This is a genomic window from Pseudoalteromonas tetraodonis (genome assembly GCF_002310835.1).
In the GTDB taxonomy this organism is placed as follows: Bacteria; Pseudomonadota; Gammaproteobacteria; order Enterobacterales; family Alteromonadaceae; genus Pseudoalteromonas; species Pseudoalteromonas tetraodonis.
Genome location: NZ_CP011041.1, coordinates 3,303,636 through 3,318,079, shown reverse-complemented (window position 1 = coordinate 3,318,079; position 14,444 = coordinate 3,303,636). Strand labels below are relative to the sequence as shown.

Genomic DNA, 14,444 nt, shown 5'->3' with positions numbered 1-14,444 from the left:
TCTGCGTTGAATTAATTATGCGCTATTGTAGGCAATAGCTGGCTTATGCTCAAGCACGACATTCATAAACTGAGCGGCTTTTAGTTTTATCGTTATATGTTTGAGCTTATTGCCTCAGCGGTGCTGTGAGCCAGCTCTATAAAAGCGGCTGTTGCGGCACTTTGGTAAGCATCTTGTCGCTGTAGTAACACCGCGGTACGTTTTAATAATGAAGGTGCAAGAGTAATGGCAACTAACTCTTCGTGTTTACTCGCTATGTTAGAGGGAAGCAAAGTAGCTAGTTGTGTATGGCGCACTATTTCAATAACGGCACTGAGTGAATTGGCTTCCATAAGTACATTAGGCTGCACCTTGTGTTGGCGACAATGACGTTCAATTTGTTCGCGAGTTGCAAACTCATTACTGAGCAGCACCAGTGATTGTTCATTTAAAGTGCTCAGGTCAATACGGTGTTTGCTAGCTAAAGCATGGTGTTTATTTACTACTAAAGCGAGTGTCTCTTGTAATAAAGTTTGGGCGTGTATGTCTGCACTATGGTTGCCTTCAAAGGCTATACCTACATCAAACTCATCATCTAACAAACGATTTTCCATGCGTTCTTGCGACATTTCTTCCATGCTTAAGGTGATGTTGGGGTAGTGCTGATGAAATGCGTTGACTAATGGCCCAATAAAATAAGTAGTAAACGTCGGCGTAATAGCCACTCGCAATGAACCTCGGCTGAGGTTTTGTACATCATGAATCGCCCGCTTACCTTCTTCTAAATCCTGCAAGGCTCTGTGTGCATAACGAGCATATACCTCACCCGCATCGGTTAACTTTACGCTGCGCCCTGAGCGGTCAAATAAAGGTGCACCGAGGGTTTCTTCAAGCTGTTTAATTTGTTGCGACAACGCAGGTTGAGACACATATAAGGACGCTGCTGCTTTGGTGAAGTTTTTGTGCTTGGCAACGGCCAAAAAGTAATTGATGTGGCGAAGTATCATAGCTAACTATAAGTATTTCTTATCGGTATCATAATATACCAGTCTTTTACCTTATTAAAAAGCGGGCGTAATATTCATCTCATCGATAATATAGAGACACCCGTTATGAAAGATATCATTGAAGGTTTTTTAAAGTTTCAAAGTGATGCATACCCAGAGCGTGCCGATTTATTTAAAAATTTGGCTACTAAGCAAAATCCACGGACTTTGTTTATTTCATGTTCTGATAGTCGTTTAGTGCCTGAGCTCGTAACACAACGTGAACCTGGTGGATTATTTGTTATTCGCAATGCCGGAAACATCGTCCCATCTTACGGGCCTGAGCCTGGCGGGGTTTCTGCATCAGTTGAATATGCAGTTACTGCACTGCAAGTAACCGATGTGGTTATTTGCGGCCATTCTGATTGCGGAGCAATGACGGCAATAGCAACCTGTAAGTGCATGGATAACATGCCTGCTGTTGGCAGTTGGCTGCGTTACGCCGACTCAGCTCGCATTGTCAATGAAGCGCGCAATCACGCAAATGAACGTGAGCGCATTGAAGCTATGGTACGCGAAAACGTTATCGCACAACTTGAAAACATTAAAACCCATCCATCGGTGCGTCTTGCGCTTGGCGAAGGTCGCTTGGCATTACATGGCTGGGTTTATGATATCGAATCTGGCGGCATTGAAGCTTTAAATGGCGCAACGAATACGTTTGTTTCCCTTGCCGAACATACCGATGTTCGTGCATATCCAATTCAGCTTCCTGTAGCTGTTTAACCAACCATTGTAAGAGGTACTATTATGATCCAATCTCAAGTGAGCAACACGGCGCGCCTAGCATTAACCGATATAATTATTGCTGCAAAAGCAGAAAAAAATCTGTCGTTTGAACAAATTGCAGAGGGCACAGGTTTAAGCGACGTTTACGTGACGGCGGCTTTATTAGGCCAGCACCCATTGCCTGCAGAGGTCGCTGAAAAAGTGGCACAAACGCTGGGCCTTGATGCAAGTGCGGTTGAGTTACTTAAAGCTATTCCACTACGTGGTAGTGTCGAAAACAATATGCCAACTGATCCGACTATTTACCGTTTTTATGAAATGATGCAAGTATACGGTACAACGTTTAAGGCATTAGTTCATGAGCAGTTTGGCGACGGTATTATTAGTGCAATTAATTTTAAAGTAGATATGAAAAAAGTTGAAGATCCTGAAGGTGGCTCACGTGCTGTAATTACGCTTGATGGTAAGTTCTTACCTTACAAGCCTTTCTAAACGTTTTATAATACTTTTTATATAAACAGTCGGCGCTAAGCGCCGGCTTTTTTTGGTTATTAAGGATGGTTTTTATTGATGAGTAATCACAGCACTTCTACTTCTTCTTATGCATCGGCGCTTTCGCTTTTTTGGCCAATGTTAATCATTGCTGTGCTCGCAATGACCTTACGACCCACGCTTACCTCTACCGGCCCATTACTTGAAGAAATTCGTTTAAGCACTGGGCTTGGTTTACAAGGGGCGTCTTTGTTAACCGTACTCCCTATGTTTTGTATGGGCGTGTTTCCATTATTACTTCCTTGGCTTGGGCGTTATTTAAGTGAAAATGCGTGGATTGCTGGTGGATTGTTTGCAATTGCATTAGCTGGTTTTTGGCGTTTGTGGCTTGGCAGTGGTTGGGCGTTAATAATCAGTGCGCTATTAGGCGGTACAGGCATTGCAATAGTGCAAGCGATGGCTCCAGGAGTGGTTAAACGTTGGTATCCACAGCGAGTTCCTTTAGCTATGGGGGTATATTCTGCCTCACTTATGGCAGGCGGTGGTATAGCTGCAATATTAACGCCGCGGGTGGCGGTGCACTATGGCAGTTGGCAAGCAGGGCTTGGAGTGTGGCTTATTATTCCTGTTATTGCTCTGTTGCTTTGGTGGTTAAGGCCGCAGGAGCCGATGGACGCAAAGCATAACAGTATTAAGCTTAATTTATTTTTTAACCAGCGAGCATGGTTACTTGCTGCCTATTTTGGATTCGCTAATGGCGGCTACGCGTGCATGATTGCTTGGTTACCTAGTTACGCTCAGGATTTAGGATGGAGTGCACAAAATAGTGGGGAGCTTATTGGCGTTATGACTGTTTTTCAGGTAATTGGTGCATTGGGCGCACCGGTACTTTCAGCAAACCGCTTAGACAGGCGACCTTGGTTATTTTTTGCTGTTGCGATTCAGCTAATAGGTTTTATAGGATTAATATTGATGCCCGATTCTATGATGAACGTTTGGGTGGGGATGATAGGGTGTGGTTTAGGTGCTTGTTTTTCGCTAACACTCACCGTGGCGCTCGATCACTTGTCTAATCCAAAATTGGCAGGTGTACTCACTGCGTTTGTCCAAGGTGTTGGCTTTATTATTACCGCTATCGTGCCTTATATAGCAGGTGTTTTACTCGATGTTACTGCACGCTATCAAGCATCTTGGTTTATGTTGGTAATAACGCTAATTGCAATGCTGTTTATGACCACCCGCTTTGCTCCTGCAACGTATGCAAAAGCAATAAATATTACTCATTAACTATTTAATGGGGTTTAAGCTTTTTTAAATCCCATATCCTTTCACTTTTTCTGCGCTTTATTGCCACCGTCATTTTTTCTTCATCAAAATTACCTTTATTAGTCATAACTCTTTTTTAGAGTACAGCGGTTGATGTTTTTTGTGTTCACACTTTTAAAAATAACCACTACATAATGGGAATTACGGATGAAAATTAAAAAAGTTGCTGCGGCAATCGCACTAACCTGTGCGTTTAGTGCCGTTAGTCATGCCAATGTTTTACCGCAAAGTCAAAAAGACAGCAGCTGGTACAGCGCTGCCCAAGCAAAACTAACAACAAAAACAACGCAAGCGCAGGCAATTAAAAACACTAAAGCTAAAAATGTTATTTTATTTGTAGGCGATGGCATGGGTATTTCTACCTTAACCGCAGCGCGTATTTTACAAGGTCAACGCAATAATCAGCTTGGCGAAGAAGGCTATTTAAGCTTTGAGCAGTTCCCTTACTCTGCGCAAGTTAAAACCTATAATGTGGATGCACAAACGCCAGACTCTGCAGGCACCATGACGGCCATGATCTCAGGTGTAAAAACCGATGTGGGTGTTATTGGTGTTGATGAAGATATTGAGCGCGGTGAGTGCTCAACGGTGGCTGGTAATGAGTTACTTACAGCCACTGAACTTGCTGAAATTAAAGGCCTAGCAACAGGAATTATCTCTACTGCCCGCATTACCCATGCAACGCCTGCGGCAACCTATGCTAAATCGGCTGATCGCAACTGGGAAGATATCTCAGACATGCCCGAAGCGGCTGTTAATGCTGGCTGTGAAGATATTGCCTCACAGCTGGTTAATTTTGAAAAAAACCTAGAAGCACGCTTTGTCGGAACCGATGTTGATGGCTTAGATTTTGTAATGGGTGGCGGCCGTCGTCACTTTTTACCAAAAGAGGCCGCGGCAAATTCTACTGACGCTATGAGCGCCGTAGAAGGCGATCGTACCGATGAGCGTAACCTTGTTACTGAGTGGCAAACACAGTATCCAAATGGCACTTATGTGATGGATGAAGCCGGTTTTAATAGCATTGCCGATGACGCCACTAAAGTATTTGGTTTATTTAACGAATCGCACATGCAATACGAAGCTGACCGTGCCAACGATATAGCAGGCGAGCCTTCACTTACCGAGATGACCACCAAAGCCATTGATGTACTGGGTAAAAACGAAAAAGGGTTTTTCTTAACGGTTGAGTCGGGGCGCATTGACCATGCTCACCATGCGGGTAACGCATATAATGCACTTAATGACACCATTGAATTTGCAAAAGCAGTACAAGCTGCCGTTGATAACACCAATCCAGAAGAAACCCTTATTTTAGTTACTGCCGACCATAGCCATGTATTTACTATTGCAGGTTACCCTAAACGTGGTAACCCAATTTTAGGTAAGGTGGTTGCTGTAGGGCAAACTACACCAACGCTAGCTGCTGATAACATGCCATACACCACAGTAGGTTATGCAAATGGCCTCGGTTTTAGAAACTTAATCGATGAAACGGATGCGGACGCAAGCTATGAAACAGCTGCGGTTGCAGGACGTGTTGAGCTAAATGGTGTTGATACAACAACGCCAGGTTTTCACCAAGAAACCACGGTACCACTGAGCTCTGAAACACACGCAGGTGAAGATATTTCACTGCATGCAACCGGACCGGGTGCTCACCTAGCTCAAGGTGTTATTGAGCAAAACGTTGTATTTCATTTAATTAATCAAGCTCTTGAACTAACTCAGCAATAATGGCGGCTCACATGAATAAATTAACAGTACTTTCTTTAGCAGTAATGGTCGCATTAACGGGGTGTTCGAGTGATGACGACAAAAACAGCAATAATATTTTAGCGGTCGATCTCCCAATTGCTGTAGGCTCAGCACAATGTATCAATGGCGGCGTAGAAACACAAAGCGGTGTTGATACCAATACAAACGGGCAATTAGAGAGCAACGAAGTAACGCACACTAACTTAGTCTGTAACGACCCAGCCACCTCATTAACGAGCGAGCAGCTGGCGTCTCTTAGCAATAACGTATGGTTTAGTGATGCACAAACTAAGCTCGCCGGCGCGCAAGATGCTGCAAGTAAAGTGGTAACTGAATCGGGTAAAGCTAAAAATGTGATCTTGTTTGTTGGCGATGGAATGGGTATTTCTACTGTGACAGCTGCCCGTATTTTAGCGGGGCAATTACAGGGTGAAATGGGTGAAGATCACCAATTAAGCTTTGAAACCATGCCGTACTCTGGGTTTGTAAAAACCTATAACGTGGATGCACAAACGCCAGATTCTGCCGGTACAATGACGGCAATGGCCTCAGGTGTAAAAACCGATGTGGGTGTAATTGGTATAGACGAAGCGGTTGAACGTGGTAGTTGTGCATCAGGCAAAGGACATGAGCTTGTTACGTCATTAGAGCTGGCTGAGATTGCCGGTAAGTCTACGGGTATTGTTTCTACTGCACGTATTACCCATGCAACACCTGCGGCAACCTACGCTAAATCGGCAGACCGTAACTGGGAAGATATTTCAGATATGCCTGCTTCTGAGTCAGCTAATTGTGAAGATATTGCCTCACAGCTGGTTAACTTTGAAAAGAACCTAGAAGCACGTTTTAGTGGTATTGATGTAGACGGAATTGAAGTGGTTATGGGTGGCGGGCGTCGTCACTTTTTACCAAAAGATGCCGCGTTTAACTCTGCTGACGCAGTTAGTGCTGTAGAGGGCGATCGTACAGATAATCGCGACTTAACCGCCGAGTGGAAAACGCAATATCCAAATGGGGCTTATGTGATGGATCAAGCGGGTTTTGCTGCGATTGATGCAACCACAACTGAGCGTGTATTTGGTTTATTTAATGAATCTCACATGCAATACGAAGCCGACCGTGGCAATGATATTGCAGGCGAGCCTTCATTATCACAAATGACCGAAAAAGCGATTGATGTGCTTGATAACAACGATAAAGGCTTTTTCTTAACGGTTGAGTCGGGTCGTATTGACCACGCGCATCATGCGGGTAATGCATACAACGCACTGAACGATACTGTAGAGCTGGCTAAAGCAGTAAAAGTAGCGATGGAAAACACCAACCCAGAAGAGACGCTAATTGTAGTGACAGCCGATCACAGTCACGTATTTACCATTGCGGGCTACCCTAAACGCGGTAACCCAATTTTAGGTAAAGTGGTTGGTGTAGGGCAAACAGAGCCCAGCCTTGCTGCCGACGATATGCCTTATACTACAGTTGGTTACACTAATGGTTTAGGCTACAGAGACCTAGGTGCAGAAACCGATGCTGATGCATCTTACTTAGCAGCACCCGTTACAGGGCGTGTTGATTTAAGTAATGTTGATACAACAACGCCAGGTTTTCACCAAGAGGCACTTGTGCCACTATCATCAGAAACTCACGCAGGCGAAGATGTAGGTGTGTATGCAATGGGCCCAGGGGCGCATTTAGTAACAGGTACTAATGAGCAAAGCTTTTTATTCCATGTTATGGACTTTGCCGCTGACTTTGTAAAAGCCGCGGATGAAAAAGTAGCGCAATAAACCTTGCGATATAAAACAACCCGCACACTGTGCGGGTTTTTTATGTCATTAAACTGCCATTATTTTTGGTTATGTTAAAGGCAATTAAGCTAAAAGCGATTAACTAAAGAGATAGCCCAATGAAAAAAGTATTTTTAATAATGAGCGCATTATTTAGCGCAAGCAGCTTTGCTGAGCAGTGCGATATAAATCCACAGGTATTAAAAGCCACTTACACTATTATTAATAAGGCTCCACAAACGCTTAAAAATAATAAGGAAAACAGCCAAACTCTCGCCCTTTGGCGAAATGAGCAACAAGTGGCGCACCAAAGCCAAGTTATAACAGAGCTTTGGCAGCATACGAGCAACAATCAAATACGGCCTATTCGTTATTTTAATGCGCAGCAGCGCGGTATTGAATATCAGCCCTCAGAGGTGCAAGGAGTGCAAAACTGGAGTGCAAAAGTACAGCTGGTAGATAATCATCTTATTGAAAAAATGACATTAGTGAGCACTGAAGGTGAAGGCTGCAACGAAATAAAAAATTACAGCTTAGAAGAAAATAACTCTCAGTATAACTTGGCATTTTTTACCCATTCAAAACTGGTAAAAACATTTAGCATTAGTAACCTAGCGAATAAAGCAAGCATGTCACTTAGCTTAGACGCGGTGCAAAATGACACACCAGCTATTAAGGCTCAGTTTGCAAAATGGGATAACTTTCAAACCACCGACTATGCCGACATTGGCGATAACGAAAGCGACCCATTTTTAGCAAAAATGATTAACCTAGGCTTTATAGAGCACGGCGCCACCGGTTTTTATAATCCTCAAGGTGAGGCTATTCAAGGTGGACATCATCATTAGGTCGTTTTTTGGGCTTAGCAGAGTCTTCTGTTAAGCCATTTTCATAATCGTTGGCATCACAGGTATTTAAATTTTGCTGTGCTTGCTTATCTTGCTGTAATACCTGTTTTAAATCTTCCATACGTTGGCGTACTGCAACGCCGTAGCTGGCATCATCTCCCCAAAGCTCAGAAAGTTGTAACACAGATGCACGGTCATGATCCCTAAATAATTTACCAGCACGCTCAGCGTCTTCTTTGCTATTGCCAAGTAGCTGCAGTGATTCTATGGCTAAGTTAATGGCTGAGTCGACGGTTTCGCGGTTAAACGCATCCACTTTTAGATTCAGTAGTTGATACGCATGGCGACGATCGATTGCGCGCGCCACTATTTTTAATTGTGGGTAGTTTTTATGTGCCAGCTTAATAATTTCAATGGTTTTATCTGGGTTATCAATCGCAACAACCAGCATTTGTGCAGTATGCGCGCCTGCGGCTTCAAGCAGTTCTTGGCGAGCAGCATCACCGTAAAATACGGTGTTACCAAAGCGGCGCAGCAGTTCTATTTGGCTTGGGCTGTGATCAAGTACGGTAATTTCGTAGCCTTGTGCATGTAATAAACGTCCCATAATTTGCCCAAAGCGGCCATAGCCCGCAATAATTACGTGTTTAGCGGTATTTATTTGTTCTGGTTTATCAAACTCAGGCTTAGTGCTACTACTGCGTTTTTGTATTTGCTCATACAGCATCAGTAATAAAGGAGCTATCAACATAGATACCGCAACCACTAAGGTCACTAGACTGGTTTGTTCTGGGGTTAAAATACTTAATGTGGTGGTCACGCTTAAAAGTACAAAAGCAAATTCACCACCTTGTGCTAGTGCCAATGTAAACAATAGTTTTTGCTTTGAGCTAATTTTAAATGTGACAGCAAGGGCAAACAAAATGCAGGCTTTAATGACAATTAATAAGGCAACTAAAGCAACCACGGTACTAAATTGATTAAATAATAGCTCAAAATTAATTGAAGCCCCTACAGTGATAAAAAATAGTCCTAGCAATAGGCCTTTAAAGGGCTCTATGTCGGCTTCTAATTCGTGTCTAAATTCACTTTCGGCCAATACTACACCGGCTAAAAAAGTACCTAAAGCAGGTGATAGGCCAATACTGTGCATTACAAGCGAAATAGCCACGACTAAAAACAATGCAAAAATAGTGAATATTTCACGCATGTGAGTTTGTGCGATGTATCTAAACAGTGGCGCAGAAACATATTTACCGCCGGCAATAATAGCGGCAATAACAGCTACAGAAACGCCTACTTGTTGCCAAACAGGCCAGTCAGCAATGATTGAATCGCTAATTTGTTTTGAACTACTTGGTGCAGCAAAGGCCAGTAAGGGGAGTAGCGCTAAAATAGGAATAATGGCAATATCTTGAAATAATAAAACCGAAAATGCATTTTGCCCAGCTTCTTGCTTTAACCAGCCTTTTTCTTCGAGGCTTTGCAATACAATCGCGGTAGAAGAAAGTGCCAGCATTAAACCAATGGCCAATGCGGTTTGCCAATGCATGGTAAAAAACCAATAACAAAAGGCAAAAATAACCGCCGCAGTTAGCACCACCTGTAAGCCACCAAGCCCTAAAATAGAGTGCCGAAGCTTCCATAGTCGTGAGGGTTGTAGTTCAAGTCCGACTAAAAATAGCATCATCACTACGCCAAATTCGGCAAAATGCATTACATCGGTTTGATCCCCTACGACTCCCAATGCATAGGGACCAATTAGTATGCCAGCAATTAAATAACCCAGTACTGATCCTAAGCCAAGTCGTTTGGCAATAGGAACAGCCACAATGGCGGCGGCTAAATAAATTAAAGCAATTTCTAGCATGGGGTGCTCTCTTGAGGTTAGGAGTTATTTATATTTTGATACTACTATAAATTAAGTTTGAGTTAATTGTGAAAGAAACATTATTAACGCATACTAATCCGCAATACTATTTAATCATTTTGAACGGGTAAACCAGATGTTAGTTGCGTTAAAAACTTCTCTTTTAGAACAACTAAATAACAAAGTTTTACCTTGCTATCGACACGATTGCCTTCCCTCAAAATAGCTCACTTAATTAAGCGAATTGGTATTACTTTATTGTGTACCATTAAATTTAATAATATGTTTTTTATAGGAACTAAAATGAGTATTAAGCTGCTTTTAAAAATTATGCTGACCACTGTGTTTGCTGCGGTGTTTACACAAACGGTGCAAGCTCAACAGTACAAGGTTGAGTTTGAACCACAGCGAGCTGAGCTTGAACAGCAAATTACTGGTGATGAATTTAATGACTATTTAGTTAGTGCAAAAGCAGGTGATATCCTGAATGTGACTCTGACTCCTTCAAATTTAAGTAACTACTTTAATATTTTGCCCTTAGACAGTAATGAAGCCGTATTTATTGGCTCAATAGAAGGGCATGAAGCTAAATATCAACTCAGCACAGATGGAGATTATATTGTGCGAGTTTATTTAATGCGTAATGCAGCGAGACGTGGTGAAACAAGTGATTATAAGTTAACCATCATTAAACATGCAGGTGTAGCCGTGCCTGTAAAAACTATGCACCCAAGCTGGGATAGCGATGGCGATGGAATAAATGATTGTGAAAACGATGGCAGTTGTGACCACACCATTGATTATACAAAACCAAAAACGGTCAATTAATTGACCGTTTTATATGATTTAAAAATAAGATTAGATTATTAGTCTAGCTTTACTGAACCAGAGATATTATCGATACTAACATCGCCAGAGCCTGCTTCTGTAATTGTTAGCCCTTTAGCGTAATTAACGCGAATATCGCCAGAGCCATCTTCAATCGTCACGCTTGAGCCAATATGTTCAATCAACATATCTCCTGAGTTATCGTCTACGGTGACTGCGCCTTTAATATGTTTAATAGTTATGCCGCCCGAGCCATCTTCAACATTTAATACGCCTGTTACGTTAGTCACTTGCATTTCGCCCGAGCCATCTTCAATAGCGACATTACCACTGACATTATCAATATCAATGCTGCCTGAGCCGTCATTTAATACTAAGTCGCCGACCACATTTTTTACGTAAATACTGCCCGAGCCATCATCAATATTTAGGCTTTTAGCACCATTGATAGATAAGCTGCCAGAACCATCTTTTACATCAATATTGCTTTGCATCTCGTTAATAACAATATCGCCTGAGCCGTCGTTAATATCTAAATTTAGGGTGTTAGGTACGGTAACAACTAAATTGATACTTGGTGATTGCCCGCTGTAAAAGCTAATCCCATTATTACTTGTATTTTGTGCAACAAGTTTTGCTTGTGTACCGCTTTTCTCAAGGGTGAGTTCGTATTCATCGTCAATGTCGGCGGTGTAGATGATGGCATCAACGCTAATATTGGTTGCAGTATTAGAGCCCTGAATATCGAGCGAACCGGCACCACTTAATATCGTTAGGTGCTCAAGGTTATTGCTTGGTAGTGAAAGCTGCTGGGTTTGTTTAACTGATGCGACACTGGGCGATATGTGAAATACACAACCGCTGAGTAATAAAATGCCGCTAATTAGTGAAACGGGCTTAGTGAAGTTGAATAGAGTTGATGCGCTCATGTTTAGTCCTTTGATATTGATTATTTTAGTTAATATACAAAGTATAGAGCAAAATTGAGGCCGAAATGTAAGTTGTTGTTTTATATGAGATGGCAGCAGTAGTTAAAAAGTTAAAATGCTAAAATATGGTTAAAAATACTAAATGTTAATAAAAAGGATGCACACTGCATCCTTTTGTAATTACTCTATTGTTAATGGGCGTTTTACTTAAAAATTGTAAGTAATGTTACCGTATAAAAAGCGCCCATCTAAACTGTAGGGTGTGTAAGGCGTGTACGGAAATATTTGGCCAAAGTTAGAGTAGCCAATATTATCTACCGTTGCTTGAGGGTACTGATCGAACAAGTTATTTGCACCCACTGCAAATTTCCACGCTTCGTTAGGACGATAAGCGACTTCTAAATCGGCAATCCATTTAGCATCTAAATATTCATCACCCTCGCTGGTGGTTGAAATATCTGCCACTTCCCCATAGCGAGTTGCACGCAAGGTTGTTTGCCATTGGTTAAAGCTCCAAACAGCCGATAGGTTTAGTTTGTTATCGGGTGTGCCTTGCTCAAAACGGCCTACTTCACGACGGGCAAATACCACGTAGTCATCGCCTAAAGAATTTAGCTCGCTCGGGTTTGCATCTACATGAGTCACTTCGGTATCGTTAATGTTTGCCGCCGCATTTAAGCGCACATCACCCAATGTATTTAAATCAAGTGTGTACGTTGCCACAATATCAACACCTTGCGTGCGCGAATTGATGGCGTTGGTAAAGTAACGAACACTTTCGGTATTTAGCTCGCCAGCATTCGCTAGAATTTGCTGCACAGCGTTACCGCTTAAGTTTTCAGAGAGTACAATCCGGTCATCAATATCAATGCGATACGCATCAACTGTTAAGCTAAAGCCACCTTGAGTGTAAACAAATCCAGCGGTAACGTTAACTGAGTCTTCTGCATCGAGCTGTTTTGCACCTAACGCTTGCGCTGCAGGAGCAGAGCTTGGGAATAGACCAACTTCAAAAGGCTGGTTATTTTCGAGAATAGTCGATATTTGACGGTACGAGCTTTGTGCAAGTGACGGCGCACGAAAGCCAGTACTTGCCGCACCACGTAACGATAGGTTGTCGTTAATACTGTAACGCGTGGCTAATTTTGAAGTAAATGTGTTACCAAAATCGCTGTAATCTTCATAGCGACTGGCTAAAACAACATTCCATTTATCAGTTAAGTAAGTATCAAATTCAGCAAATACAGCAACATTATGACGACTTTCATTGGTTGCGCTTTGCGGCCCAAACCCAGGAAGCACTTGCGCACCGCCAGCAGCAATTGGGTTACCGTTGTTATCAAGCGCAGTAATATAAGAGGCTTCTTCGCCTTGCTCTATTTTATAGCTTTCACGGCGGTATTCAGCACCAATAGTGAAAAACACATCATCGGGTAGACCAAAATCAACGCTGGTATTGGCATCAAAATTAACTAAAAATTGATCGTAAACCATGGCGCCGTTATCAAACTCAGTTTGGCTGTTAGTACCTAAAGAAGTATTTAGGCTATTTACAACCCCTAAACCAAAGTCATTTCGGCCGTAGTTGGTGCTTACATCCCAAGTCCAGTCGCCACTATCGCCTTGTAAACCAAGTGCCAGCGAGTAATCTTTTACGTCGGTAGCAATTTGTGGCAAAAAGCCATTTGGGTATAGCTCTAAAACATTGCGGCTGTCTTTTGCACGACGGTAAAATCCGCCCGAGTTACCTTCACGCTCTGAATAGCTACCAAACGAATAAACATTAAAGCCATTCTCTAAATCGTATCCCATATTGTAAAACAAAGCGTAGTCTTCCAGCGCTGCTTTACCAAAACGGTGATTGTAGCGATCAATTGTAAATTCGCGTGGGTCTAGGCTGCCATCATCTAGGCGGCTGTATTGTTCGCGCGGATCAAAACCAGAGCGTTGAGTTGAGTCGTTATCACGGTATTCAATTGATACATTTACAAAACCATTGTCTGTTAATGAAAAACCTGAGTTTGCGCTAATTGTGCGGGTACTACCGTCGTTAACGTGACGATCGTCGCCTAAATTAAATGCAAGGTTGCCGTTATCATCCGCATAAGTGCTATTTAGTTGCGGTACACCGGCCATTTGGCTGTCGTATTGGCCATAAGTTACGCTAACACTGCCGCCTTCGGTGGCATCTTTTAAAACAATATTGATTACTCCCGCAATGGCGTCAGAGCCATATTGTGCTGCAGCCCCATCGCGCAGTACTTCAACACGCTTAATTGCAGAGGTTGGGATCATGTTTAAATCAACCGCGGTAGAGCCGCGACCAACCGTACCCCCTAAGTTTAATAACGCACCAGAGTGGCGACGCTTACCGTTAATAAGGACTAAGGTGTGATCGGGTGCAAGGCCTCTTAAAACCGCTGGGCGAGCATGATCGGTGCCATCAGAGAGTGTGGCACTTGGGTAGTTAAAGCTCGGGACTTGGTTAGCGAGCACTTGGCTAATTTCAAGTTGCCCCGTACTTGCCATATCGTCACTGCTAATAATATCTACAGGCACAGTACTTTGCGCAATACTACGCAAACTGCGGCGCGTGCCTGTTACTGAAATTACTTCGATATTTTCTTCGACTTGGTTAGTTTGCTCAGCCGCATTAGCAGCTGAAAAAGAGGCGCTAAGTGCGGTGGTAATAGCCAAGCTAAGTGCTAATTTTTTATTAGCTGATAAATGCTGAAAAGTCATTGAGCGTGCCTTGAAGATTTTGAAAAGGGCGCATCATATATAAGCGGCTAATGCATCGCAAAGATCTAAATTGACTAAGTTATTCAACTATTTTCATAAAAATAAGTGAT

At 42.7% G+C, this 14,444-nt stretch carries 11 protein-coding genes; 7 read left to right on the top strand and 4 right to left on the bottom strand.

What is annotated here, in order from left to right:
* Positions 1 to 92: 92 nt before the first annotated feature.
* Positions 93 to 986: a transcriptional regulator CynR gene (gene cynR, locus PTET_RS15475; RefSeq protein ID WP_016898996.1), complete on the bottom strand. Its 894-nt coding sequence runs from the start codon at positions 984 to 986 to the stop codon at positions 93 to 95.
* Positions 987 to 1,091: 105 nt separating this feature from the next.
* On the opposite strand from cynR, the gene PTET_RS15470 reads away from it, so the two are divergent.
* The 6 genes from PTET_RS15470 (at position 1,092) to PTET_RS15445 (ending at position 7,965) form a co-directional block, all read left to right on the top strand.
* Complete coding sequence (locus tag PTET_RS15470) at positions 1,092 to 1,751, top strand: carbonic anhydrase (RefSeq protein ID WP_016898997.1); 660 nt, start codon at positions 1,092 to 1,094, stop codon at positions 1,749 to 1,751.
* Positions 1,752 to 1,775: 24 nt separating this feature from the next.
* A complete protein-coding gene (cynS, locus tag PTET_RS15465) occupies positions 1,776 to 2,246 on the top strand; it encodes a cyanase (RefSeq protein ID WP_016898998.1) in 471 nt (156 codons plus the stop codon).
* A 78-nt stretch (positions 2,247 to 2,324) separates the two neighbouring features.
* Complete coding sequence (locus PTET_RS15460; protein WP_016898999.1) at positions 2,325 to 3,533, top strand: CynX/NimT family MFS transporter; 1,209 nt, start codon at positions 2,325 to 2,327, stop codon at positions 3,531 to 3,533.
* A 186-nt stretch (positions 3,534 to 3,719) separates the two neighbouring features.
* Positions 3,720 to 5,309, top strand: a complete 1,590-nt coding sequence (locus tag PTET_RS15455) for an alkaline phosphatase (protein WP_016899001.1) — start codon at positions 3,720 to 3,722, stop codon at positions 5,307 to 5,309.
* An 11-nt stretch (positions 5,310 to 5,320) separates the two neighbouring features.
* The gene (locus PTET_RS15450) at positions 5,321 to 7,117 is read left to right on the top strand and encodes an alkaline phosphatase (protein WP_016899002.1); all 1,797 of its coding nucleotides are present in this window, start codon (positions 5,321 to 5,323) and stop codon (positions 7,115 to 7,117) included.
* A gap of 119 nt (positions 7,118 to 7,236) precedes the next feature.
* Positions 7,237 to 7,965: a hypothetical protein gene (locus PTET_RS15445; protein WP_016899003.1), complete on the top strand. Its 729-nt coding sequence runs from the start codon at positions 7,237 to 7,239 to the stop codon at positions 7,963 to 7,965.
* Here the strand turns inward: PTET_RS15445 and PTET_RS15440 are convergent.
* Positions 7,940 to 9,835, bottom strand: coding sequence for a monovalent cation:proton antiporter-2 (CPA2) family protein (locus PTET_RS15440; RefSeq protein ID WP_016899004.1), 1,896 nt, complete (start codon positions 9,833 to 9,835; stop codon positions 7,940 to 7,942). The two genes, PTET_RS15445 and PTET_RS15440, sit on opposite strands and share 26 nt — an antisense overlap.
* A gap of 303 nt (positions 9,836 to 10,138) precedes the next feature.
* Here PTET_RS15440 and PTET_RS15435 point away from each other — a divergent pair, with 303 nt between their 5' ends.
* Entirely contained in the window at positions 10,139 to 10,663 is a 525-nt protein-coding gene (locus PTET_RS15435) for a hypothetical protein (RefSeq protein WP_016899006.1), read from the top strand.
* A gap of 38 nt (positions 10,664 to 10,701) precedes the next feature.
* Here PTET_RS15435 and PTET_RS15430 read toward each other — a convergent pair whose 3' ends face one another.
* Both PTET_RS15430 and PTET_RS15425 read right to left on the bottom strand, forming a co-directional pair.
* Positions 10,702 to 11,592, bottom strand: coding sequence for a DUF4097 family beta strand repeat-containing protein (locus PTET_RS15430; protein ID WP_016899007.1), 891 nt, complete (start codon positions 11,590 to 11,592; stop codon positions 10,702 to 10,704).
* 207 nt (positions 11,593 to 11,799) lie between these two features.
* Positions 11,800 to 14,334, bottom strand: coding sequence for a TonB-dependent receptor plug domain-containing protein (locus PTET_RS15425; protein WP_096038855.1), 2,535 nt, complete (start codon positions 14,332 to 14,334; stop codon positions 11,800 to 11,802).
* Positions 14,335 to 14,444 lie beyond the last annotated feature (110 nt).